General features: G+C 68.7%; 20 protein-coding genes. 7 read left to right on the top strand and 13 right to left on the bottom strand.

The window, feature by feature from the left end:
- Positions 1-120: 120 nt before the first annotated feature.
- Positions 121-1,194 (bottom strand): quinone-dependent dihydroorotate dehydrogenase, encoded by a 1,074-nt coding sequence (locus HNO80_RS01530; protein WP_175321073.1) that lies wholly within the window; start codon positions 1,192-1,194, stop codon positions 121-123.
- Between the two features lie 90 nt (positions 1,195-1,284).
- Here HNO80_RS01530 and HNO80_RS01525 point away from each other — a divergent pair, with 90 nt between their 5' ends.
- From HNO80_RS01525 to HNO80_RS01515, 3 genes are read left to right on the top strand one after another with little or no spacing between them, the layout of a single operon-like run.
- Positions 1,285-2,979, top strand: coding sequence for an FAD-binding dehydrogenase (locus tag HNO80_RS01525; protein ID WP_175321072.1), 1,695 nt, complete (start codon positions 1,285-1,287; stop codon positions 2,977-2,979).
- A 13-nt stretch (positions 2,980-2,992) separates the two neighbouring features.
- Complete coding sequence (locus HNO80_RS01520; protein ID WP_175321071.1) at positions 2,993-3,979, top strand: alpha/beta hydrolase; 987 nt, start codon at positions 2,993-2,995, stop codon at positions 3,977-3,979.
- A gap of 10 nt (positions 3,980-3,989) precedes the next feature.
- Positions 3,990-5,051 (top strand): alpha/beta hydrolase, encoded by a 1,062-nt coding sequence (locus HNO80_RS01515; RefSeq protein WP_349627151.1) that lies wholly within the window; start codon positions 3,990-3,992, stop codon positions 5,049-5,051.
- A 16-nt stretch (positions 5,052-5,067) separates the two neighbouring features.
- Here HNO80_RS01515 and HNO80_RS01510 read toward each other — a convergent pair whose 3' ends face one another.
- The 3 genes from HNO80_RS01510 to leuA form a co-directional block, all read right to left on the bottom strand.
- Positions 5,068-5,910: an isoprenyl transferase gene (locus HNO80_RS01510; RefSeq protein WP_175321069.1), complete on the bottom strand. Its 843-nt coding sequence runs from the start codon at positions 5,908-5,910 to the stop codon at positions 5,068-5,070.
- Positions 5,911-5,912: 2 nt separating this feature from the next.
- Entirely contained in the window at positions 5,913-6,668 is a 756-nt protein-coding gene (gene recO, locus HNO80_RS01505) for a DNA repair protein RecO (protein WP_175321068.1), read from the bottom strand.
- 98 nt (positions 6,669-6,766) lie between these two features.
- Positions 6,767-8,506 (bottom strand): 2-isopropylmalate synthase, encoded by a 1,740-nt coding sequence (gene leuA / locus HNO80_RS01500; RefSeq protein ID WP_175321067.1) that lies wholly within the window; start codon positions 8,504-8,506, stop codon positions 6,767-6,769.
- A 252-nt stretch (positions 8,507-8,758) separates the two neighbouring features.
- Here leuA and HNO80_RS01495 point away from each other — a divergent pair, with 252 nt between their 5' ends.
- Positions 8,759-10,711, top strand: coding sequence for a M13 family metallopeptidase (locus HNO80_RS01495; protein WP_349627150.1), 1,953 nt, complete (start codon positions 8,759-8,761; stop codon positions 10,709-10,711).
- A gap of 98 nt (positions 10,712-10,809) precedes the next feature.
- On the opposite strand, the gene HNO80_RS01490 is transcribed toward HNO80_RS01495, so the two are convergent.
- The 5 genes from HNO80_RS01490 to HNO80_RS01470 form a co-directional block, all read right to left on the bottom strand.
- Complete coding sequence (locus HNO80_RS01490) at positions 10,810-12,396, bottom strand: LCP family protein (protein ID WP_349627149.1); 1,587 nt, start codon at positions 12,394-12,396, stop codon at positions 10,810-10,812.
- 142 nt (positions 12,397-12,538) lie between these two features.
- Positions 12,539-13,498 carry a GTPase Era gene (gene era, locus HNO80_RS01485; protein ID WP_175321064.1) on the bottom strand — a complete coding sequence of 320 codons (960 nt, stop codon included), beginning with the start codon at positions 13,496-13,498 and terminating at the stop codon, positions 12,539-12,541.
- Positions 13,482-14,813 (bottom strand): hemolysin family protein, encoded by a 1,332-nt coding sequence (locus HNO80_RS01480; protein ID WP_175321063.1) that lies wholly within the window; start codon positions 14,811-14,813, stop codon positions 13,482-13,484. The genes era and HNO80_RS01480 overlap by 17 nt, the downstream gene beginning before the upstream one ends.
- The gene (gene ybeY, locus HNO80_RS01475) at positions 14,810-15,283 is read right to left on the bottom strand and encodes an rRNA maturation RNase YbeY (protein ID WP_175321062.1); all 474 of its coding nucleotides are present in this window, start codon (positions 15,281-15,283) and stop codon (positions 14,810-14,812) included. The genes HNO80_RS01480 and ybeY overlap by 4 nt, the downstream gene beginning before the upstream one ends.
- Positions 15,280-16,368, bottom strand: coding sequence for a PhoH family protein (locus HNO80_RS01470; protein ID WP_175321061.1), 1,089 nt, complete (start codon positions 16,366-16,368; stop codon positions 15,280-15,282). The genes ybeY and HNO80_RS01470 overlap by 4 nt, the downstream gene beginning before the upstream one ends.
- A 329-nt stretch (positions 16,369-16,697) precedes the next feature.
- Between HNO80_RS01470 and HNO80_RS01465 the strand changes: the two genes are divergently transcribed.
- Entirely contained in the window at positions 16,698-17,633 is a 936-nt protein-coding gene (locus HNO80_RS01465; RefSeq protein ID WP_349627148.1) for a GerMN domain-containing protein, read from the top strand.
- Between the two features lie 61 nt (positions 17,634-17,694).
- Here the strand turns inward: HNO80_RS01465 and HNO80_RS01460 are convergent, their stop codons facing one another.
- The 3 genes from HNO80_RS01460 to hrcA form a co-directional block, all read right to left on the bottom strand.
- Positions 17,695-18,465, bottom strand: a complete 771-nt coding sequence (locus HNO80_RS01460; protein ID WP_175321059.1) for a 16S rRNA (uracil(1498)-N(3))-methyltransferase — start codon at positions 18,463-18,465, stop codon at positions 17,695-17,697.
- A gap of 2 nt (positions 18,466-18,467) precedes the next feature.
- Entirely contained in the window at positions 18,468-19,595 is a 1,128-nt protein-coding gene (gene dnaJ, locus HNO80_RS01455) for a molecular chaperone DnaJ (protein WP_175321058.1), read from the bottom strand.
- 80 nt (positions 19,596-19,675) lie between these two features.
- The gene (gene hrcA / locus HNO80_RS01450; RefSeq protein WP_175321057.1) at positions 19,676-20,689 is read right to left on the bottom strand and encodes a heat-inducible transcriptional repressor HrcA; all 1,014 of its coding nucleotides are present in this window, start codon (positions 20,687-20,689) and stop codon (positions 19,676-19,678) included.
- A gap of 247 nt (positions 20,690-20,936) precedes the next feature.
- On the opposite strand from hrcA, the gene HNO80_RS01445 reads away from it, so the two are divergent.
- Positions 20,937-21,791 (top strand): DUF3097 domain-containing protein, encoded by an 855-nt coding sequence (locus tag HNO80_RS01445; RefSeq protein WP_175321056.1) that lies wholly within the window; start codon positions 20,937-20,939, stop codon positions 21,789-21,791.
- A 122-nt stretch (positions 21,792-21,913) separates the two neighbouring features.
- Positions 21,914-22,333, top strand: a complete 420-nt coding sequence (locus HNO80_RS01440) for a DUF4870 domain-containing protein (RefSeq protein ID WP_175321055.1) — start codon at positions 21,914-21,916, stop codon at positions 22,331-22,333.
- Positions 22,334-22,393: 60 nt separating this feature from the next.
- Here the strand turns inward: HNO80_RS01440 and hemW are convergent, their stop codons facing one another.
- Positions 22,394-23,632, bottom strand: coding sequence for a radical SAM family heme chaperone HemW (hemW, locus tag HNO80_RS01435; RefSeq protein WP_175321054.1), 1,239 nt, complete (start codon positions 23,630-23,632; stop codon positions 22,394-22,396).
- Positions 23,633-23,634 lie beyond the last annotated feature (2 nt).

The following is a 23,634-nucleotide window of genomic DNA, read 5'->3' as shown; positions in this document are numbered from 1 at the left end:
TGCTCCCCGGGAGTCGGAACTGAATTTCTCAGTCCAACTTCCGGGGAGCAGTTCATTTAACTGCCGGGGGCTTTCGCGTTTCCGGGATCCGCGCAGGCTTACCCGGCGGGAGACCGTCGGTTAGCGGCGGGCCGGCCGCTTAGCCAGCTCGCGGTTGATCTTCGCCGCCCAGAAGGGGCCCTCGTACAGGAACGCGGTGTAGCCCTGCACCAGGGTGGCGCCGGCCTCGAGCCGGTCCCGGACGTCCTGGGCGGTCTCGACCCCGCCGACCGAAACCAGCGTGATGGCCCCGCCGGTCGCGGCCTTGAGCCGGGCCAGGACTTCCAGTGATCGCTTCCGGAGCGGGGCACCGGAGAGGCCGCCGGCGCCGCAGGCCTCCACCTGTTCCGGGCTGGAGACCAGTCCGGCGCGGGAAATGGTGGTGTTGGTGGCGATGATGCCGTCCAGCTTCAGGTCCAGCGCCAGCCGGGCGACGTCGTCGATGTCCTCGTCGCTGAGATCCGGGGCGATCTTCACCAGCAGGGGCACGTGCCGGCCGGCGGCGCTGTCCGCGGCCTCCGCCACGGCGGCCAGCAGCGGGCGCAGGGTGTTGACATCCTGGAGCAACCGCAGGCCCGGGGTGTTCGGGGAACTGACGTTGACCACGAGGTAGTCGGCGGCCGGGGCCAGGCTCCGGGCACTGATCAGGTAGTCCGCCACGGCATCCTCGAGCTCCACAACCTTGCTCTTGCCGATGTTGACACCGATCACCGGGCGGACCCCGGGATAGCGGCGCTGCAGGGCGGCCCGGGCGGAACGGAGCCTGGGCGCCACGGCTGCGGCGCCGTCGTTGTTGAAGCCCATCCGGTTGATCACGGCGCGGTCCTCGATCAGGCGGAACAGCCGCGGGGCCGGGTTGCCCGGCTGGGCCTGCCCGGTGATCGTTCCCACTTCGACGTGGCCGAAGCCCAGGTCGGTCAGCGCTTCGATACCGTGGCCCTCCTTGTCGAAGCCCGCGGCGAGCCCGAACGGCGAGGGGAAGGTCAAGCCGAAGGCCTCGGTCCGCAGCGCTGCGGAAGGCGCGGTAAACCGTTGCAGCACGCGGCCGGCGCCGCAGCGGTTGGCCAGCCGGATGCCCAGGAAACCGATCTTGTGGGCGCGCTCGGCGTCCATCCAGGAGAAGGCGAGCCGGAAAAAGGTGGGGTATACGCGCATACCCCTAGTTTTCCGGTTCCGGCCGCGCAAACCAAAATGCCGGACCCACACCAGGCAAAACCGTACCCCCGCGGGCGCTAGCATGAAGCCATGACCAGCGAGGATGCAGTCCGCAGCAGCGTGCCGGCGACGCCCGGCACCCGGATCGAGGCCGACGTCGTCGTTGTCGGGGCGGGCCTCGCCGGCCTGGTGGCCGCGGCGGAAGCGTACGCGGCGGGCCGCCGGGTGGCTGTCCTGGACCAGGAGCCCGAGGCCTCGGCCGGCGGGCAGGCGCACTGGTCCTTCGGCGGCCTGTTCCTGGTCAACACCCCGGAACAGCGCCGGCTGGGCGTCCGGGACAGTGCCGAGCTGGCTCTCGCCGACTGGCTGTCTTCCGCCGCCTTCGACCGTCCCGAAGACGCCCTCGCCCGGGAGTGGGCGGAGGCCTATGTGAACTTCGCGGCGGGTGAGAAGCGCGCCTGGCTCGCCTCGCTCGGCGTCGGGCTCTTTCCGCTCGTGCAGTGGGCCGAGCGCGGCGGCTACGGCCCGGACGGCCACGGCAACACGGTGCCGCGCTTCCACGTCGCCTGGGGCACCGGCCCGGCACTGGTCGCGCCCTTCCTCGCCAAACTCCGCGAGGGCGTGGCCGCCGGGCGCGTCACCCTCCACTTCCGGCACCGCGCCACCGAACTGACGACGGTGGCGGGCCGGTTGAGCGGCGTGCACGGCGAGATCCTGGAGGCCAGCAGCGCCGCGCGGGGCGAGCAGTCCTCCCGCGTTGCCGCCGGCGCCTTCGAGGCCTCCGCCGGGGCCGTCATCGTGACCAGCGGCGGCATCGGCGGCAACCACGGCGCAGTCCGGCGGCAGTGGCCCGGCGGCGGCGCCCCGGCGTCCATGCTGACCGGCGTGCCGGCCTCGGTGGACGGCGACTTCCTGGCCGCCGTGGACCGTGCCGGCGGCCGGCTGATCAACGGCGACCGGATGTGGCACTACCCGGAAGGCATCCACAACCACGACCCGGTCTGGCCGCAGCACGGCATCCGGATCCTGCCCGGGCCCTCGGCGCTCTGGCTCGACGCCACCGGCAAGATGCTCCCGGCTCCGCTGTTCCCCGGCTTCGACTCGCTCGGTGCGCTGCGGCACATCCTCGGGACCGGGCACACCCACTCGTGGTTCGTGTTGAACAAGGCCATCGCGCTGAAGGAGTTCGCGCTCTCTGGCTCCGAGCAGAACCCGGACCTGACCGGGAAGGACGTGCGCCTGCTCGCGGCCCGCCTGAAACCGTCCGCAGACAGTCCGCTGCAGCGGTTCCTGGACCGGGGCGTGGATTTCCTGCAGGCCGGCACCCCGGCGGAGCTGGCCGCGAAAATGAACGGGCTCGCCGGTTCTCCGCTCATCGTCGCCGCCGAGCTGGACCGGCTGATCCGGTCCCGGGACCGGCAGTTCGCAAGCGGGCTGGGCAAGGACCCGCAGCTTGCCGCGATCCGCGCCGCCCGCCGCTTCACCACGGACAGGATCATGCGGGTGGCTCCGCCGCACCGGATGCTGGACCCCCGGCACGGGCCCCTGCTGGCGGTCCGCCTCTCCGTCCTGACCCGCAAGAGCCTCGGCGGGATCCAGACCGACCTGCATTCGCGGGTTCTGGACGCCGCCGGCCGGCCGGTGGCCGGACTGTACGCGGCCGGCGAAGCGGCAGGCTTCGGCGGCGGCGGCATCCACGGGTACCGCGCCCTGGAGGGCACATTCCTGGGCGGGTGCCTGTTCTCGGGCCGCACGGCAGGCCGCGCCGCGGCCTCGGCCCTGTAGCCGGGAGGAGCCGATGGACTGGCAGACCGACATCCTGGGAGACGACTTCGCGGCGTGCGCCTTCAAGGCGGCCGGCCCGGACGGGGTCGAGCGCACGGCCACCCTGGTCAGGCACATCCCCTCGGCCGGCGCCGGCCTGGCGCCCCGGCGGGCCGTCCTCTTCCTACACGGCTGGAGCGACTACTTCTTCAACGAGGAGCTCGCCGAGTTCTGGACCGGACAGGGCTTTGGGTTCTTCGCGCTGGACATGCACAACCACGGCCGGAGCCTGCAGCACGGCACGCACGGCGGCTACGTCGCGGACCTTGCCGACTACGACGCCGAGATCACGGCAGCGATCGGCATCATCGAATCCCTGGCTCCCAAGGGGTCCCCTCCCCCGCAGGTCACCCTGATGGGACACTCCACCGGGGGACTCATCGCGGCCCTCTGGGCGAGCCGGCATCCGGGCCGCGCCGCCCAGCTGGTCCTCGACAGTCCGTGGCTGGAAATGCACGGCAGCCCGGCCGTCCGCCGCGCCGCGCGGACCATGCTGGAGCCGCTGGCCCGCTTCCGGCCCGAATCCGTGATCCGGCTCCCCGAGCGCGCCTTTTACTGGCGCAGTATCAGCAGCGCCGCCGAGGGAGAGTGGGTGCTGGATGACAACTACCGGCCGCCCCGGGCCTTCCCGGTGCGGGCGGGCTGGCTCAGCGCCGTGCTCGCCGGCCAGTCCCAGGTGGCCCGGGGGCTGAACATTGACGTGCCCATCCTCGTGATGATCTCCGGGGCCAGCGCCAACGGAATGTTCTGGAAGGAGTCCATGCGGCGCACCGACGCCGTCCTGGATGTCAACACGATTGCCCTCCGCGCCCTGAGCCTGGGCCGCACCGTGACCCTGGAACGGATCGACGGTGCCCTGCACGACGTCTTCCTCTCGGCGCCGCGGGTCCGCGCGGACGCATATGCGCGGCTCGCCCGCTGGATCCGCGCCTACGTGCTGGACGACGGCGGCCCCGCGTGAGGGGTTCCGCGTGAGGGGTCCCGCGGAGCCGCCGCGGTGGCGCCGGGATGCACTGGGACACCGCTTCGAGTCCCTGGAGCTGCCGCTGCGGCCGGACGATGAAGGACCCGTCGTCGCCACCCTGGTTCGCCATGCCGCCAACGGCGGTGCCGTGGACGGTGCCGCAAACGGAGCAGTGTCCGGTGCGGCGGCCGGCCTGCCGTACGCCTCCGGGACCCGGGCGCAGGAGAAAGTGGTCCTCTACCTGCACGGCTGGGCCGATTACTTCCTGCAGGCCGAACTCGCCGAGCAGATCGTGGCCGGCGGGTTCCACTTCTACGCCCTGGACCTACGGAAGTTCGGGCGCAGCCTGCGCAGCTGGCAGACCCCCGGCTACACCACCGACCTGGCGGTCTATGACGAGGACCTCGCCGCCGCGCTTGCCGCCATCACCGCCGACGTGGCCGCCCGGACGGGCAGCGCCGGGACGCCGACGGTGCACCTGCTCGCGCATTCCCTTGGCGGCCTCGTCGCGGCACTGTGGGCGGACCGGAATCCGGGGGTACTGGGCACCCTGGTCCTGAACGCGCCCTGGCTGGAGCTGCAGGGCAGCAGCCTGATCCGGAACATCGCCATGCAGTTGGTGGAACCGCTGGCGCGCACCGACCCGCGGCGGCCGTTGCTGCTGCCCAGCATGCCCGGCTACTGGGACAGCGTCAGCGGCACCGCGCACGGCGAATGGGACGTGGATCCCCAGTGGCGGCCACGGGCGTCCTTCCCGATCCGGCCCGGTTGGACGAAGGCGGTCCTGGCCGGCCATGCGGCCGTGCAGCGCCGGCTGGACATCACCTCACCGGTGCTGGTGATGCTGTCCGGGCGCACCCACATCCAGGCCGAATGGACCGACGTTCTGATGGACGTCGACGCCGTGATCGACGTCGAGGAAACTGCTCGCCGGGCGCTGGGGCTGGGCCGCCGGGCTGCCGTCTTCCGCTACCCGGGCGCCATCCACGACGTCTTCCTCTCCCGCCGCGCGGTGCGGCAGGAGGCCTACGACGACCTCCTGCTCTGGCTAAGCCTCTACCCCGGCTGAATGCGCTCGAGCGGGCTCAGGCTGGGCTGATGGGGGCGGCGGCGTCCACCGCGCCGCCGTAGCGGCGGTCCCGCTGCGCGTAGATCTCGACGGCGTCCCAGAGGGTGCGGCGGTCCACATCGGGCCACAGCGTGTCGAGGAAGACGAATTCGGCGTAGGCCGACTGCCAGAGCATGAAGTTGGAGAGCCGCTGCTCACCCGAGCTGCGCAGGAACAGGTCCACGTCCGGCAGGTCCGGTTCGTCCAGGTACTTCTGGATGGTCCGTTCGGTGATGGCGCCGGGCTTGAGCCGTCCCGCGGCCACTTCCTCGGCGATGGCCGAAACGGCGTCGGTGATCTCCGCCCGGCCGCCGTAGTTAACACACATGTTCAAGGTGCAGGTGCTGTTGCCGCGGGTGAACTCCTCGGCCTCTTCAAGCTCCCGGATCACCGAGCCCCAGAGTTTGGGCCGCCGGCCGGACCAGCGGATCCTGACGCCCCACTCATCCAGCTGGTTCCGCTGCCGTCGGAGCACATCCTTGTTAAATCCCATCAGGAAGCGAACTTCCTCGGGTGAACGGCGCCAATTTTCGGTGGAGAATGCATACACGCTGACGTGCTCAATGCCCAGTTCGATTGCCCCGGCCATGACATCCAGCAGGGCCGGCTCCCCCGCTTTGTGGCCTTCGATCCGGGGCAGCCCGCGCTGGTTGGCCCAGCGGCCGTTGCCGTCCATCACGATCGCGACGTGCCGGGGAACGAACTCCGCGGGGATGGCGGGCGGCACGGCGCCGGAGGGATGCGGATAGGGCGCCACCACTTCGGTGCTGCGCTGACGGACCGGAGTCTTCTTGCCTGGAGTCTTCTTGCCTAGGGCCACGGTTAGGTTCGCTCCACATGTTTGAGGGATTTCAGGACACGTTCCAGATGCCACTGCAGGTAGCTTGCCACCAGGCCGGCGGCCTCCCGGCGGTGGAGGGACGCGGACGCATCCGCGGCCGTCCAGTCCCCGGTCAGCAGCGCGCCCAGCAGCAGCACCGTCTCCGTGGCAGGCGCGGGCGAACCCGGCGGCCGGCACTCCCCGCAGACCATGCCGCCCAGCGGGGCGGAAAACGCGGTGTGCGGGCCCGGCGCGCCGCAGCGGGCGCAGTCGGTGAAGCTGGGTGCCCAGCCGCCGGTGGAAAGGGCGCGGAGCAGGTAGGAGTCCAGGATGAGCTCCGGGGCATGATCGCCACGACTCAAGGAAGCCAGCGCCCCGACCAGCAGGTTGTACTGGGCGGTTCCCGCCTCGCCGTCGACGTCGGTGAGCTTTTCGGCGGTTTCGGTCATCGCCGCGGCGACGGTGTAGCGGCCGTAGTCGGCGGCAATGCTGGAGCCGTAGGCGCCCTTGGCGACAGCCTGCGTGACGACGTCCAGGGTGCGTCCGGAGATGAGCTGGAGGTCCGCGACCATGAACGGCTCGAGCCTGGCGCCGAAACGGCTGCTGGTGCGGCGGACGCCCTTGGCGACCGCGCGGACCTGCCCGTGGTGCTTGGTCAGCAGGGTGATGATGCGGTCCGCCTCGCCGAGCTTATGGGTGCGCAGGACCACGGCGTCGTCGCGGTACGCGCGGGCAGCAAAGGAGGAAGGTTGGGCCACAGTTAATCTTCGCACTGACTTTCGGGAAACGCCGCCATTGGGGAAACAGCACTGCGCCGCCGGAAGCTCCGGCGGCGCAGTGCTGTTGTCTCAATGGCTTAGGCGCGGGAGTCCCGGATGGCGCGGTTGACAGCGGAAATGACGGCCTTGAGCGAGGCCATCGACGTGTTGGCGTCGATCCCGACGCCCCACAGGACCCGCTCCCCCACGGCGCATTCAACGTAGGCCGCGGCCTGGGCGCTGCCGCCCTCGGACAGGGCATGCTCGCTGTAGTCCAGCACGCGGACGTCGACGCCGTCCTCGCGCAGGATGCTCAGCAGGGCCGCGATCGGGCCGTTGCCCACTCCGGTGCGGCGGAGCTGCTTGCCGTCCACCTTGAGCGCGGCGGTCAGCGTCATGGTGCCGTCCTCGTCGGATTCGGTGCTGACCGCGCCGAGGGCGTAGCGGCCCCACTGGGCTTCGGCCGCGGCGGAGGGCAGGTACTCGTCCTGGAACAGCTGCCACAGCTGGGCGCCGCTGACTTCGCCGCCCACCGTGTCGGTGCGGCGCTGGATGACGCCGGAGAACTCGATCTGCGCGCGGCGGGGCAGGTCCAGGTTGTGCTCGTTCTTGAGCAGGTAGGCCACGCCACCCTTGCCGGACTGCGAGTTGACCCGGATCACGGCCTCGTAGCTGCGGCCGAGGTCCTTCGGGTCGACCGGCAGGTACGGCACCTGCCAGGCGTAGTCCGCCACGTCCTTGCCGGCGGCGGCGGCGTCCTTCTCCAGGGCTTCCAGGCCCTTCTTGATGGCGTCCTGGTGCGAGCCGGAGAAGGCCGTGAAGACCAGGTCACCGCCGTAGGGTGAACGCTCCGCGACGGGCAGCTGGTTGCAGTACTCCACCGTGCGGCGGACGTCGTCGATGTCGGAGAAGTCGATCATCGGGTCGATGCCCTGGACAAACATGTTCAGGCCCAGCGTGACCAGGTCGACGTTGCCGGTCCGCTCGCCGTTGCCGAACAGGCAGCCCTCGATCCGGTCGGCACCGGCCAGGTAGCCCAGCTCGGCCGCCGCGACGCCGGTGCCGCGGTCGTTGTGCGGGTGCAGGGAGAGGATGATGCCCTCGCGCGGGTGCAGGTGCCGGCTCATCCATTCGATCGAATCGGCGTACACATTGGGGGTGGCCATTTCCACCGTGGCCGGCAGGTTGATGATCACCTGGCGGTCGGCGGAGGCTTCGAAGACGTCGGCGACGGCGTTGCAGACGCGCACGGCGTAGGCGAGCTCGGTGCCGGTGAAGGACTCCGGGGAGTACTCGTAGGTGATGTGGGTGTCCTCGAGGGTTTCCTCGTACTTCTTGCACAGCCGGGCACCCTGCAGGGCGATATCGAGGATTCCGTCCTCGTCCTGGTTGAACACGACGCGGCGCTGCAGGACCGACGTCGAATTGTAGAGGTGCACGATGGCCTGCTTGGCGCCGACCAGGGACTCGTAGGTCCGCTCGATCAGGTGCTCGCGGGCCTGGGTCAGGACCTGGATCGTGACGTCGTCCGGGATGTGGTTGCCCTCGATCAGCTGGCGGACGAAGTCGAAGTCCGTCTGCGAGGCCGAGGGGAAGCCGACTTCGATCTCCTTGTAGCCCATCCGGACCAGCAGATCGAACATCTTCATCTTGCGGGCCGGGCTCATCGGGTCGATCAGGGCCTGGTTGCCGTCACGCAGGTCGACCGCGCACCAGCGCGGGGCCTTGGTGATGACCTTGTCGGGCCAGGTGCGGTCCGGCAGTTCGACGGTGATCAGGTCCTGGAACGGGACGTAGCGGTGGACCGGCATTCCTGAGGGCTGCTGTGCGTTTCGCATTACTATCGGGGCCTTTTCTGTGGTTCTTGGTGAAAGGGTGGCCGGGCAACACAAACTCCGCAGCGAGGTTTGGCCTTGCGCTAGATCGCGTCTGAGGCCCCGCCGCGGCAGCTAAGAAGAAGCAGTTCTGCGCGCACATTTTCACAGTAACACGGGTGCGTAAGATGAAGGAGCCATACCTCCGTAACGTCCACCATGCAGACGCTGTACCGGTGCCAGGCCCGGTTCAGCCTCCCACTCGAAGGAGCATCAGTGCCGCTTTCCGGGATCGACAAGTCCACCATCGACGACGGCGTCCGCCCCCAGGACGACCTGTACCGGCATTTCAACGGCGGCTGGCTGAAGAACACCGCCATCCCGGACGACCGGCCCCTGGAGGGCACGTTCACGGCGCTGCGCGACGGCTCGGAACTGGCGGTCAAGGAGATCATCCTGGAGGCGGCCGGCCGCGGCGAGGCAGCCACCGGGATCGAACGCAAGATCGGCGACCTTTACAACAGCTTCATGGACGAGGCCGCCGCGGAGGCCAAAGGCGCGGAGCCGATCCGGGAACGCCTGGCCGAGGTTTTCGCCACCGGCTCGGTGGCCGAACTGGTCCAGCTGGCCGGACGGCTCTTCCGCGCGGACGTCTCCGGACTGTTCTACATTTACCCGGCACCGGACGCGGGCAACCCGGACCGGATCCTGCTCTACACCGGCCAGGGCGGCCTGGGCCTGCCGGATGAGTCCTACTACCGCGAAGAGAAGTTCGCGCCGATGGTCCAGGCCTACCGTGAACATGTCCGCACCATGTTCGGGCTGGCCGGCGTGGCCGACGCGGAGGCCGCCGCGGCCCGGGTGGTGGACCTGGAGACGTCCCTCGCGTCCCATCACTGGGACAAGGTCACGCTGCGCAATCCGCAGAAGACGTACAACCTGAAATCGGCCGAGGAGGTCTCGGAGCTGTTCCCGCTGCTGGCCGCCTGGTTCGACGCCGCCGCCATCGCGCCGGAGAAGCGCACCGAACTCGTCGTCAGCACGCCGGACTTCTTCGCGGGCGCCGCGGCGCTGCTCGAGACGGTGCCGCTGGCCACCTGGCAGGAATGGCTAGCCATGCGGGTGGTCAGCGCGGCCGCGCCGTACCTGTCCGCCGCGTTCGTGGACGCGAACTTCGCTTTCTACGGCACCACGCTCAGCGGCACGCCGCGCAACCGGGACCGCTGGAAGCGTGGCGTCGCCGTCGTCGAGGCCGCCCTGGGTGAGGCCGTCGGGCAGATCTACGTCGCCCGGCACTTCCCGGAAAGCCACAAGGAGCACATGCGGTCGCTGGTCGGCAACCTGATCGAGGCGTACCGCGAATCCATCACCGGCCTGGCCTGGATGGGCGAAGAGACCAAGCTGGAGGCCCTGAAGAAGCTGGATTCCTTCCGGGCCAAGATCGGCTACCCGGACAAGTGGATCGACTACTCCGCCGTCGTGATCGACGAGGCGGACCTGCTGGGGAACGTGGAGCGCGCCCACAGCGCCGACGTCGACCGGCACCTGGACGAGGTGGGCAAGCCCGTGGACCGGGAGAAGTGGCTCATGACGCCGCAGACCGTGAACGCCTACTACCACCCGTTGCTGAACGAGATCGTGTTCCCGGCAGCCATCCTGCAGCCGCCGTTCTTCACCGCCGACGCCGACGATGCGGTGAACTATGGCGGCATCGGCGCCGTGATCGGCCACGAGATCGGTCACGGCTTCGATGACCAAGGCTCCCAGTATGACGGCAGCGGCCTGCTCCGGAACTGGTGGACGGAGGCCGACCGGACGGCCTTCGAGGCGCTGACCTCCAGGCTGGTGGCCCAGTTCGATGCCCTCTCCCCCGCGGAAGCCGAAGGCCACCACGTCAACGGCAGGCTGACGTTGGGCGAAAACATCGGCGACCTCGGCGGCCTGACCATCGCCTACAAGGCGTACCTGATCAGCCTCGGCGGGCAGGAGGCGCCGGTGCTGGACGGGCTGACCGGCGCCCAGCGCTTCTTCGCTTCCTGGGCTGCTAGCTGGCGGCAGGTGATCCGGAGCGAGGAAGCCATCCGCCGGCTCGCCACGGATCCGCACTCCCCCAACGAATTCCGCACCAACAACATCGCCCAGAACCTTGACGCCTTCCATGCGGCCTTCGAAACCGCCGAGCAGGACGGCATGTGGCTGGCACCGGAGGAGCGCGTCAGCATCTGGTAGCCAGCGTCCGACGGCGACTGAGCCAACAGGGGCAGGCCGGGTGAAACACCCGGCCTGCCCCTGTTTAAGAAAACCCTATTCAGTCGAACCCTTCAGTCCTAAGGGACGATCAGCTCCGGGTTCGCCTGCTGGCAGACGGTGTCACCGGCCGTCTGGTTGACGATGTCCGGCGGCAGCGATACCGGTGCATCCGCCTGCTTGGTACCGCTCTTGTAGTCGCTGCCCACATAGACCTGGACGCCGGTGACACCCGCCGCCGGGAGCACCTGCTTCGCCCGGATGCCCAGCAGTTTGGCGACGTCGGCTGCAACGTCGGCGAAATCTGCTCCGTAGTAGACGGCGGTGGCCGCCACAGCCTGCGCGTCGAACTGGCTCGTCTGGGTGAAGCCGCCGGTCTTGAGGGCGGCCGCGAGTTCCTGGCCCCGCGCCGGGTTACCGGAGCCGTTGGCCACGGCAATGGGCTGCAGCGTCTTGTCGTAGGCCGGGGCGGCCGGTGTCTTGCTGGCTGTCGGCGCGGCACTTGCCGAAGCGCTGGCGGAGGCCTCCGGGGTGGACGCGGGCTTGGCTGTCGGGTCGGTCAGGTCGATGTCCTTGCGCATCGCCGCAAACAGCTCGGAGGCTGCGGGTTCCGCCAGCTGCAGGCGGTTCGAGTCGGACACCGCCGGCTCGGTCGGGGCGGCAACGAACGCCACCTTGCCGACGTCGATGTTCTTCAGCCGGTTCCCCACCGTCAACAGCGTCGGAACGGAGGCCAGGCCGTCGTCGATGGTCAGGTTCTTGGTAATGGCGTCCGCAATGCCGAGCATCCGCGCCGGGTTGGTCAGGGTCCCGTCGTCTTTGATCTTGCGCACCAGCGAGGATAGGAAGCCCTGCTGCGCCTTGATCCGGCCCAGGTCACTGCCGTCGCCGAAGGCATGGCGGGTACGAACGAAGGAGAGAGCCTGCTCGCCCTTGACCTTGGACGTGCCCTTGGGCAGCCGGAGACCGGAGTCCGGGTCGAAGACCGCGTCGCTGATGCAGACGTCCACACCGCCGACGGCGTTGGAGAGTTCCTTGACGGCATTGAAGTCCGCCATCATGAAGTGGTCGATCTCCAGGCCGGTGAGCTTGTTGACGGTGTCTACGGCGCAGCCGATGCCCGCCTCGGACATGGCCGCGTTGATCATGACGCCCGTCTGGGCAGGGTACTGCTTGTTGGACTTCGGGTCCTTGCACTTGGGGATGTCCACCAGCAGGTCGCGCGGGAAGCTGATGACGCTGACGCGCTTGTTGTCCGCCGAGATGTCCATCAGCATCATGACGTCCGAGTGGCCGTAACCGGAGGAGTCGTCCTTGGAGCCGTATTGGGAGTTCTTGCCGTCGCGGGTGTCCGTGCCGAGGATCAGGATCTGCATCCGTCCGGTGGCGTCGTCGGGCGCGCTCTCCGTGCGGCTGTTGCCGGCGCCGAGGGCCTGCGTGGTGATGTTCCCCTGCAACCGGATGAGCCAGTAAGCGCCGAACGCAATGACCCCCACGAGCAGCACGGAGACAACGATCGTGGTGGCCTTCAGCCAACCGGGGATATGCCGGGCAGCGCCAAGATGGCGCGCCGGGCCGACGGAAGGGTCTTCCGCGTGCCGGGCAGCCGCATGGGACCGAACCGGGGGGCCGGTTCCGTCTGCACGGTTATCACGGGGTAGAACCACAGGTGGCGCCTTCCTTTGCGAACGGGAGTTCCCTATTTTAGTGTCCGAAACTGGGAATATCCCGATGGGCATGCCCGGCCGGGGCCGCTGCGTTTTTCCGCGGCCCTTCCCGGCGGGCTGCCGCCGCCGGTTCAGTCCGGGCCTAGAAGCCCAGCTTCACCAGCTGCTTCGGGTCCCGCTGCCAGTCCTTTGCGACCTTGACGTGCAGGTCCAGGTAGATGCGGGCGCCGAGGAGCGCCTCGATGGCCTTGCGCGCCGTGGTGCCGACGTCACGGAGCCGCGCCCCGCCTTTGCCGATGATGATCGCCTTCTGTGACGGCCGTTCGACATAGAGATTGACCCGGACGTCCAGGAACGGACGGTCCTCGGGCCGGCCCTCGCGCGGAACGATCTCGTCGACCACGACCGCCAGGGAGTGCGGAAGTTCGTCGCGGACGCCTTCGAGGGCAGCCTCGCGGATGAGTTCGGCGATCATCACCGCTTCCGGCTCGTCCGTCAGGTGCCCGTCCGGGTACAGCGGGGGCGACGGCGGCATGTGGCCGATCAGCACGTCGGCCACAGTCCCAACCTGGAAGCCGTCCGTTGCGGAGACGGGAACGATGTCCTTCCAGCCGTCCTCCCCCAGCACCTCGCGGCCCAGGGCGGCGACGGCGAGGAGCTGCTCGGTCAGCGCCTGGCGGTCCACGGTGTCGGCCTTCGTCACGATCGCAATGACCGGCTTGTTCCCGATGGCGGCGAGCTGCGCGGCGATGAACTTGTCGCCGGGACCGATCTTCTCGTTGGCTGGCAGGCAGAAGCCGATCGCGTCGACCTCGGCGAGGGTGTCCGCGACAAGTTCATTGAGGCGCTTGCCCAGCAGGGTCCGCGGGCGGTGCAGGCCCGGGGTGTCGACCATGATCAGCTGCGCGTCGTCACGGTGCACAATGCCGCGGATGGTGTGCCGCGTGGTCTGCGGCTTCGCTGAGGTGATGGCGACCTTCTGACCCACCAGGGCGTTGGTGAGGGTGGACTTCCCCGCGTTCGGCCGTCCCACCAGCACCGCGAACCCGGCCCGGTAACCGCCGAAAGGCGCTTCGCCGTCGGACTTATTCTGCTTGCTCACGTGGAACTCCCTGTTGCGTTGATTCAGCCTCGTCGAGAAGATCTTCAAGGTCAGTTTCTTCCTTTGGAACCGCGGCCGCAATGATGTGGCTGACGCGGTTCCGGCGGCCTTCCAGTCTGTCGGCCCGTAGGGTGACGCCGTCGACGCTGACGGTGCTTCCGACGATCGGCACCCGGCCGAGCGCCTTGGCGAGCAGGCCGCCCACGGTGTCCACCTCGTCGTCGTCGAGCTCCAGGTCGAAGAGCTCGCCGAGGTCGTCGATGCTCATCCGGGCGCTGACCCGGTAGCTGCCGTCGCCCAGCTCCACCGCTTCCGCGGCCTCGGTGTCGTATTCGTCCACGATCTCGCCGACGATTTCCTCGATCAGGTCCTCGAGCGTGACCAGCCCGGCGGTGCCGCCGTACTCATCGATCACGATCGCCACGTGCGTGGATTCCTTCTGCAACTCGCGGAGCAGCTCGCTGACCGGCTTGGAGTCCGGCACGTAGCGGACCTCGCGGGCCAGTTCGTCGACGACCGGGGGTTCCTCGCCGGGGGCCAGGTTGTGGACGACGGCGGCGACGTCCTTGAGGTACACGATGCCGAGGATCTGGTCCGTGTTCTCGCCGATGACGGGGATCCGGGAGTACCCGGAGCGGAGGAACAGCGACATGGCCCGGTGCAGGCTGGAGCCCGAGTCGATGCAGAGAATGTCGGTCCGGGGCACCATCACGGAGCGGACCAGGGTGTCGCCGAAATCGAAGACGGACTGGATCAGCTCGGCCTCGTTGTCCTCGATCACGTCAGATTCGCTGGCGCGTTCAACGAGTTCGCGGAATTCCTCTTCGCTGAAAAAGGCCTCGTTGTCCGCAGGCGCCCCCGGGGCCACGGCGCTGCCCAGGGTGACAAGCCAGCCCGGGATAGGCCCAAGCACCCAGCAGAGCCAGCGGATCAGCGGGGCGGAGAAACGGACCATGCCGGCGGAGTGCACGCGGCCCAGCTGACGCGGGGACACGCCGACGATCACGAAGCCCACGAGGGCCATGATGCCGGTCGCTGCGAGCCCGGCGAGCCAGACATTGCCGAGCAGGCTGTTCAGCAGCACGGTCACGGCCACCGCGGAGGCCATCTCGAACCAGATCCGCCAGAACCGCAGCGCGCGCATGTGCGCCACCGGCTGGGCCATGATGCGTTTCAGCGCCGTGCCGCGGCTCTGCAGGATCGCCTGTTCGGCGTCGTGGCGGGGAAGGTAGTTGAAGGCAGCCTCTGCCGCGGTCAACACAGCTGCAAAGCTGAGGAAGACCAGCGCCATGCCGGCCAGGATCAGTGGGGTCACTGAATCGTCTCTGCCGGGGCGTCCTTGCCGGTGAAGCCGGAGAGCAGCTCGCGCTGCAGCCCGAACATCTCTTCCTTCTCCTCCGGCTCCGCGTGGTCGAAGCCCAGCAGGTGCAGGATGCCGTGGGTGGTCAGCAGCAGCATCTCGTCCTGGGTGGAGTGGCCGGCGTTCTTAGCCTGCACCTCGGCCACCTGCGGGCAGATCGCGATGTCGCCCAGCATGCCCTGCGGCGTGGGCTTGTCCGGCGTGCCGGGAGTGAGTTCATCCATAGGCACGGACAGCACATCGGTGGACCCGGGCTCGTCCATCAGTTCGATGTGCAGCTTCTCCATGGCGGGCTCGTCGACCAGCAGGATGGACAGCTCCGCCTGCGGGTGGATGAAGAGCCGCTCAAAGACGAACCGGGCCAGTGCCACCAGCTCGGCTTCGTCCACCGTGACGCCGGATTCGTTGTTGACCTCGATGCTCATGCGTGTTCTCCCCGGTTTTCCCGGGCGACGGAATGCTTGACCCGGTTCCTTTGTGTCTCGTCCCAGACGCTGTAGGCGTTGACGATGTCGCCCACCAGCCGGTGCCGGACGACGTCGGATGCGTCCAGGACCGAGAAATTAACGTCCTCAATCCCCTGCAGGATGTCTTCGACGATCCGCAGCCCGGAACGGGTGCCGAACGGCAGGTCCACCTGGGTGACGTCGCCGGTCACGACCATCTTGGAGCCGAAGCCCAGCCGGGTGAGGAACATCTTCATCTGCTCGGGGGTGGTGTTCTGGGCCTCGTCCAGGATGATGAACGCATCGTTGAGCGTGCGTCCGCGCATGTAGGCCAGCGGCGCCACCTCGATGGTGCCGGCAGCCATCAGCCGCGGGATCGACTCCGGGTCCATCATGTCGTGCAGGGCGTCGTAGAGCGGACGCAGGTAGGGGTCGATCTTGTCACTGAGCGTGCCGGGCAGGAACCCGAGCCGCTCCCCCGCCTCGACGGCCGGGCGGGTCAGGATGATCCGGCTGACTTCCTTCTGCTGCAGCGCCTGGACAGCCTTGGCCATGGCCAGGTAGGTCTTGCCGGTGCCGGCCGGGCCGATCCCGAAAATCACCGTATTCGCGTCAATCGCGTCGACATAGTTCTTCTGGTTCAAGGTCTTCGGCCGGATAGTCTTGCCGCGGCTGGAGAGGATGTTGTGGGTGAGCACGTCCACCGGGTTCTGCAGCGACTGGCTGCGCAACAGCGAGACGAGCTGCTGCAGGACAACCGGTGTAATCACGGTGCCGCGCGCCACCAGGCCGCGCACCTCGTTGAGCAGCCGCATAATCCTGGGCACGTCGGCGGCAGGGCCGCTGATGGAGAGCTCGTTCCCGCGGACATGGAAGTCGACGTTAGGGAACTGGGTTTCGATGAAGCGCAGGGCTTCGTCATGGCTTCCCAGGGACTGCACCATCTGGTCGGAATTGTCGAACAGGACCACCTCCGTCCGCAGACCTGGGAGGGAGTGGGGAAATTCCCCTGCGGTGCGCTCGTTCGCGCTGATCCGGGCCTTGCCGTTGGCTGCTTCAGTCATGGTGTTGGCCCGTGGGCCTCTGGTCCCCTCCAGTTTGGAAATGGTCTCGCCGCCTCGGCGCCGGCCGACGGCGGTCCGGGCCGTCCGCGCCGGGTTTCAGCGGGTCCTTCCATCTTACGCCAGCGCAGCCCGGTGCCGGCGCGAAGGCCGGCTGCCGCGACATTAGGTATCAACTTCATATCGTCCTCATATCGTTCCCGTTGCAGTTCGCCGGACAGCGCGGAATCCCCTCCGGAGCGCAGGCGCCTTGTGTAATGCTGGATTCGGCCCTGCCGGGCCCGCGGAGCGAGAAACACAGCGAAGGGACAGGGGCAATCAGTCAGCGTGGAGTGAACAAGACAGCAGCAGGGCGCCGTACGCGCCGCGGCTTGCTGCACCTTGTGCTGCCCGCTGCCCTGGCGCTGTCCGGCTGCGTGGCCACGCCCCAGCCGGGCATCACGAACTCCGACACGCCCTCCCACACGGTCCCCGGTCCGGCCGCCGGCGTCGCCACCACCAGCGCGCCGCTGGAATCCACGCAGGCATCCAACAAGGCTCCGGTCTACTGGATCGGGCGCAGCAACAACAACGTCTTCCTGTACCGCGAGTTCCGGGATGTGTCCGAAGAGGACAACCCGATCACGCGGGCGCTGCGGGTGATGATGTCGCAGAAGCCGCTGGACCCCGATTTCTTCACCCCGTGGCAGAACCCCAGGCTCCTGGCCACCTCGATTTCCGGCAAGAACGTCATCACGGTGGACGTGTCCGCCGATGCGTTCAATAGCAACGTCGACGCCGACATGGCCGAACGCGCGATCCAGCAGCTGGTCTACACGGCCACGGCCGCGGGTGCCAGCGCCGGGCTGACCGATACCGGGCAGCAGATCCAGGTCGTCATCCTCGTCGACGGGCACACCGACTACGTCGCCTTCAACCGGGTCCGGCTCGGTTCCCCCACCTCACGCAGCGCCGGAATGGTGGCGCCGGTGTGGATCATCGACCCGCAGGAGGGCACCGAGGTGTCGGACGGGGCAGTCAAGATTTCCGGCCGGAGCACGGTCCCGGGCGGCAAGCTGCGCTGGGAGATCCTGCGGGTCGACGGCGCCAGTAAAACGCCCTACCTGGACGGCAACATCACTGCCTCCGCCGATGCCTCAAAGTCCGGACTATTCAACCTCGCGCTGAACCTCGGTCCCGGAGAGTATGAGGTCCGCGTGTCGCAGGTCGACCCCGCGAGCAAGGTCCAGGACCTCAACGTCGATACCCGCGGGTTCACCGTCCGCTAAGGCAGGCATCCGGCCTGCCCGCCCGAGGGCGGAGTCTGGCCTGGTCTACCACTGCGTGCCGTTACCAACGTCCCAGGATGTCGCTGGCCAGCACCGTGGCGGCGGGGCCGGCGGTGGAGGAACGCAGCACGTGGTGGCCCAGCAGGGCGGTGACCGCTCCCGCATCGCACAGCCGGGTGACCTCACGCGGGCTGATGCCGCCCTCGGGCCCCACGATCAGGAGCACCTCCCGGGCCACACCGCTGTCGCCGGCCTGCTGGTGCCAGGCCTCCAGCACCTGCCGCAGGGGCCGAACCGCGTCCTCGTGCAGGATCACGGCGAGGTCCGCGGCGGCTACGGCCGCCTGCAGGCCGTTGCCGTCCACCGCGGCGCGGACCTCCGGAATCCAGGCGCGGCGTGCCTGCTTCGCGGCTGCCGTCACCACGGACTGCCATTTGGCGTGCGCCTTCGCCGCGCGTTCGGGTTTCCAGCGGACGATCGAGCGTTCAGCCTGCCAGGGCACGACGGCGTCGATCCCCAGTTCGGTCGCAGTCTCGGCCGCCAACTCGTCGCGGTCGCCCTTGGCCAAGGCCTGCACCAGCACCAGCCGCACGTCCGGCCTTGGCTCGGTCACGACCTCGCCGCACTCCACCGTCAGCTCCTGCGGCGCGACGGCGGTCACGGTGCCGGTGATCCGTTTGCCGGCGCCGTCGGCGATGTCCACCGGCTCCCCCACGGCGAGGCGCTTGACCGTCACCGCGTGGCGCGCCTCGGCGCCCTCGAGAACGAACGTCGCGCCGGGGACCAGCTGGTCCAGGGTGCCTGCGGGGGTGAAGAAGACCGGGTTGCTCACCGCTACAGGTTACCGAGCCGGTCCCGCAGCTTCGCGAAGACGCCGCCGCTGGCGGCAAGCTTCCCTTCGGTGAACTGCTCGCCGCGGAGTTTGGCGAGCTGCCGGAGCAGGTCTTCCTGGGCGGCGTCGAGCTTGGCCGGGGTGTCCACCTGCAGGTGGACCTTGAGGTCTCCGCGGCCGTAGCCGCGCAGGTGCGTCACGCCCAGGCCACGGAGCGTGATGACCTCGCCGGACTGGGTGCCGGCCTTGACGTCGATTTCCTGCTGCCCGTCGAAGGTCTCAAGGGTCAGCTCGGTGCCGAGCGCGGCCGCCGTCATCGGGATGTTCAGGCTCGCGTGCAGGTCGTCGCCTTCGCGCACGTAGGTGGGGTCGTTGTTGACCCGGATCTCGACGTACAGGTCGCCGGACGGGCCGCCGGCCGGACCGGCCTCGCCCTGGCCGGAGAGCTGGATGCGGGTGCCGGTGGCGACGCCGGCGGGAACCTTGACGGTGAGCGAGCGGCGGCTGCGGATGCGGCCCTGGCCGGCGCACTCGTTGCAGGGATCCTTGATGACCGTGCCGAAGCCCTCGCAGCTGCCGCAGGGGGCGGTGGTCATAACCTGGCCGAGGATGGAACGCACGGCGCGCTGGACCTGGCCGCTGCCGCCGCAGATGTCGCAGCGCTCGGGGTGGCTGCCCTCGCGGCAGCAGGAACCCTCACAGGTGGGGCAGGTGACGGCGGTGTCCACTTCGAGCTTCTTGTTGACCCCGAAGACGGCGTCGCGCAGGTCGATCCGGACGCTGATCAGGGCGTCCTGGCCGCGCCGCACCCGGGATGCGGGGCCGCCCTGGCCGCCGGCTCCGCCGAAGAAGGTCTCGAAGATGTCCTGAAAGGCGAAGCCCTGGCCGGCGTAGCCGCCGCCGAAGCCGTTGTCGGTACCGTTCTCGTTGCCCGTCGTGTCGTAGACCCGGCGCTTTTGCGGGTCGGACAGCACCTCGTAGGCGTGGGTGACCGCCTTGAAGCGCTCGGAAGCGTCATCACCGGGGTTCACGTCCGGGTGCAGGGTCCGCGCAAGCTTGCGGTAGGCCTTCTTGATCTCTTCCCCCGTCGCTTCACGGGAGACTCCAAGAACGTCATAGTGGCTGCTCAAAGTGTGTATCTCTTCCTTTTTGTACTGCCAGTGGGGCACTGCCTGTAGTGGGCAAGAAGTCCGGTGCCGGATCCGGCCCGTCAGGGGCCGAGGATCCGCGAAAGGTAGCGGGCCACCGCACGGACGGCGGCCATGGTGGTGGGATAGTCCATCCGGGTGGGGCCGAGGACTCCGACCTTGGCCGTGGCGTCCGGGCCGTAGCCGGTGGCCACCACGGACGCTTCGGACAGGCCGTCATAGGGGTTCTCCCGGCCGATGCTTACGGTGACGCCGCGCGGGTCCTGCGCCATGTCGCTGAGCAGGCGCAGCATCACCACCTGCTCTTCGAGCGCTTCGAGCACGGGTCCGATGCTCAGCGGGAAATCCACATTTGACCTGGCCAGGTTGGCGGTCCCGGCCATGACCATTCGTTCCTCGCGGCTGCTCGCGGCAAGCGATTCAAGCCCCCGGGCCAGGGCCTGGGCGGGTCCCCGCCGCACCGGCGGACAGCTGTCCACCACGGCCTGCAGCGACTGGGGCAGCAGGCTCAACGGGGTGCCGGAGAGCCTGGCCAGGAACAGGGTACGGAGTTCGGCGAGGGCCTCGTCGCCAAAGTCCTGGCCGACGTCGATCACCCGCTGTTCCACCTTGCCCGTGTCCGCGATCAGGACCGTGAGTACCTTGCGCGGCGCCAGGAGCACGAACTCGATGTGCCGGACGCGGGCCCGGCTCAACAGCGGGTACTGCACGACGGCGACCTGGTTGGTCAGCTGCGACAGCAGCCGCACCGTCCGGTCCAGCACGTCGTCGAGGTCATCGGACCCCTCGAGCAGCGCCTGGATGGCGCGGCGCTCCGCCGGGGAGAGCGGTTTGACGGCCGAAATCTGGTCCACGAACAGGCGGTAGCCCTTGTCCGTGGGAATCCGGCCGGCACTGGTGTGCGGCGCCGTGATCAGGCCCTCGTCTTCCAAGGCGGCCATGTCATTGCGGATCGTGGCGCTGGACACGCCGAGGTGGTGCCGCTCCACCAGGGCCTTGGATCCAACCGGCTCGCGGGAATGGACGTAGTCCTCCACGATGGCGCGCAGCACTTCGAGTTTGCGTGGCTCGCTCACGCTCCACCTCCAATCGACCCGTATCGGTTCGCCGGTGCCGCCGCGCGTGCAAGAACACGACGCCCCCGAACCATCCGGGTTAGCACTCGACATGCCTAAGTGCTAACCAGTCTAATATGAGTCGCGCCGTTGTTAGCATTGGATTCGCTGCGGGCGTGAGCCCCGGGACTGGTGTTTCCCGGCACACCACAGGCCGCGCCGCCGTTCTGTCCCCCGTAATTCCCAAGTGCAAAGCAGTGTGTAGCAGATGTCGTACCAGAATTGGGGCCCGCAGGATCTCTCCGCGCCCGCCAAGGCCCAGCTTCCCGAGATCCCGGTGGAACGCGGCATGGTGCTGGAGGATGTGCAGTCCGGCTGGGTGGGCGCCGTAACCCGGGTGGAGAAGTCCGGCGGCATGCACGTCGTGGCCCTCGAGGACCGGCGCGGCAAGTCCCGATCCTTCCGCCTCGGCTTCGGTTTCCTGCTCGAGGGCCAGCCCATCCGGCTGATGCCGCCCGCCCCGCGGGTTCCCGCGGCGGGTGCCGGAGGCGGCGCGCGCACCGCCTCCGGTTCGGTTCGGGTGGAGGGACAGCGTGCCCAGGTCGCGAAGGCCAGCCGGATCTGGGTTGAGGGCAAGCACGACGCCGAACTCGTCGAAAAGGTCTGGGGCGACGACCTCCGCGTCGAGGGCATCGTGGTCGAGCCGCTGCACGGCATCGACGACCTCGCTGCCGCCGTGAAGGAGTTCCGGCCCGGACCGGGGCGCCGCCTCGGCGTCCTGGTGGATCACCTTGTTCCCGACTCGAAGGAGTCGCGGATCGCCGACGCGGTGATGGCCTCGCCGGGCGCGGCCGGGAACGTGCTGATCGTCGGGCACCCGTACGTGGACGTCTGGCAGGCCATCCGCCCTGCCGTCCTGGGCATTGAACGGTGGCCGGTGATTCCGCGCGGGGTGGACTGGAAGACCGGCATCCTGACGGCTTTCGGCTGGCCGCACAGCACCAAGGAGGACATCGGCCTGGGCTGGCAGAAACTCCTCGGCGCGGTCCGCAGCTACGCGGACCTGGAGCCCTCCCTGCTGGGCCGGGTCGAAGAGGTCATCGACTTCCTCACGGTGCCGTAGCCGCCTCCCCGTGCTTTAGTTCACGGTCCGAGCAAGTATTCTTGGTAGGGCGGCCGCTGCATTTTGTTGCGGCCGCGGCTCGTACAGGTACCTACGCTCCACCGCAATCCAAAGGACGAAACGTGGCAGAAGACGCACGCGAACACACGGATCACCAGGCCGGCCATGGCCAGTCGCAGTACCATGGCGTTCCCGCAAATGCTCTGCCGTTGACGGCAAGCGAGGACCGGCAATGGGCCACCCTGGCGCACTTTGGCGGCATCCTGGGTTGCATTCCCGCGCTGCTGATCTACCTGATCTTCAAGGACCGCGGCCCGTTCACGGCGCAGGAGTCGAAGGAGGCGCTGAACTTTACGCTTCCGCCCACCATCGCCGCGATGGTAGCCAATCTGCTGGTCTTTGTCCCTGTGGTGGGCAACCTGTTTGCTGTCCTGGCGACCGCCATCTGGATTGCCCTCGCCTGCTTCTCGGTGGCTGCCGGCATCCACGTCAACCGCGGCCAGCCGCACCGCTACGAATACAACCTCCGCTGGATCAAGTAGCGCGAACGGACACTTCCGGCCCGCTCGAACGGACACTTCCGGCCCGCGCGGGCTGACTGCCTAGTCCGGCAGGATCCGGCGGACCACCGCGTCGGCGAGCAACCGACCCTTGAGCGTGAGCACCAGCCGGCCCTTGAACGCTTCCGCCGGCTCCACGAGCCCGTCGGCGATCAGTCCGGCAACCGCGTGCCGCCCGGTGTCCCCCAGCCCGCCCAGGCTCGGGATTTCCAGGCCGGTGACCAGTCTGGCTTCGAGCATGACGCGCTCCACGTTGCGGGTCTCGGCGTCGAGGGTCTCCCGCCCCGCGGCGGGCGAGGCGCCTGCTGCCAGCCGGCCGGCGTAGGCCGTGGGGTGCTTGACGTTCCACCAGCGGACGCCGCCGACGTGCGAATGCGCTCCGGGGCCGATGCCCCACCAGTCGTCCCCGCGCCAGTAGGCCAGGTTATGCCGGCAGGCCTGCTCCGGCGTGCGCGCCCAGTTGCTGACTTCGTACCAGCCCATCCCGGCCGCCGAGATCAGTTCATCGGCCAATTCGTATTTGGCGGCATGGTCGTCGTCGTCGATCCCCGGAACCTCGCCGCGTCGGATCTGGGCGGCGAGTTTCGTGCCATCCTCGACGATCAGCGCGTAGGCGCTGATGTGGTCCGGGCCGTAGGACAGTGCGGTCTCCAGCGAGTAGCGCCAATCCTCCAGCGACTCCCCCGGGGTGCCGTAGATCAGGTCCAGGCTGACCGCGAGGCCCGCCTCGCGCGCCCACTGGACCACCTGCGGCACACGGCTGGGCGTGTGGGTGCGGTCGAGGACCTTGAGGACGTGCAGCACGGCGGACTGCATGCCGAAGGAGACCCGGGTGAAGCCGGCTTCGGCGAGCAATTGCAGGGATTCGGGCGTGACCGAGTCCGGGTTGGCTTCCGTGGTGACCTCGGCACCGGGTTCCAGGCCCCAGGTATCGATCGCGGCGGCCAGGATGCGGGCCAGGTCCCCGGCGGGAAGGAGCGTGGGGGTGCCGCCGCCGAAGAACACCGTGCTGAGCCGGCGCTCCGGCAGGCCGGAGGCTTTCAGGGCCCGCCCGGCGAAGTCCACTTCCGCGACGGCAGTGTCGGCGTAGGCGTCTTGCGAGGCGCCGCCGCCGAGTTCCGTCGCGGTGTACGTGTTGAAGTCGCAGTAGCCGCAGCGTACGGCGCAGAACGGAATGTGGACATAGAGCCCGAAGGCCCGGTCCGCGGCGCCCTCCAGCGCCTGGCCGGGCAGCAGCCCGTCCGACGGCGCGGGGTCACCGAGGGGAAGCGCGCTTGGCATGG

The sequence above is a fragment of the Arthrobacter sp. C9C5 genome (assembly GCF_013359735.1).
Taxonomy (GTDB): domain Bacteria; phylum Actinomycetota; class Actinomycetes; order Actinomycetales; family Micrococcaceae; genus Arthrobacter.
The sequence above is the reverse complement of the archived record's forward strand: the minus strand, read 5'-3'. Positions and strand labels throughout refer to the sequence as shown.

Coding starts and splice junctions, on each gene's coding strand:
- ybeY (WP_175321062.1), bottom strand. CDS start 15,283: ATGAGCATCGAGGTCAACAACGAATCCGGCGTCACGGTGGACGAAGCC.
- HNO80_RS01530 (WP_175321073.1), bottom strand. CDS start 1,194: ATGCGCGTATACCCCACCTTTTTCCGGCTCGCCTTCTCCTGGATGGAC.
- leuA (WP_175321067.1), bottom strand. CDS start 8,506: ATGCGAAACGCACAGCAGCCCTCAGGAATGCCGGTCCACCGCTACGTC.
- HNO80_RS01470 (WP_175321061.1), bottom strand. CDS start 16,368: ATGACTGAAGCAGCCAACGGCAAGGCCCGGATCAGCGCGAACGAGCGC.
- HNO80_RS01520 (WP_175321071.1), top strand. CDS start 2,993: ATGGACTGGCAGACCGACATCCTGGGAGACGACTTCGCGGCGTGCGCC.
- HNO80_RS01445 (WP_175321056.1), top strand. CDS start 20,937: ATGTCGTACCAGAATTGGGGCCCGCAGGATCTCTCCGCGCCCGCCAAG.
- HNO80_RS01525 (WP_175321072.1), top strand. CDS start 1,285: ATGACCAGCGAGGATGCAGTCCGCAGCAGCGTGCCGGCGACGCCCGGC.
- hemW (WP_175321054.1), bottom strand. CDS start 23,632: ATGCCAAGCGCGCTTCCCCTCGGTGACCCCGCGCCGTCGGACGGGCTG.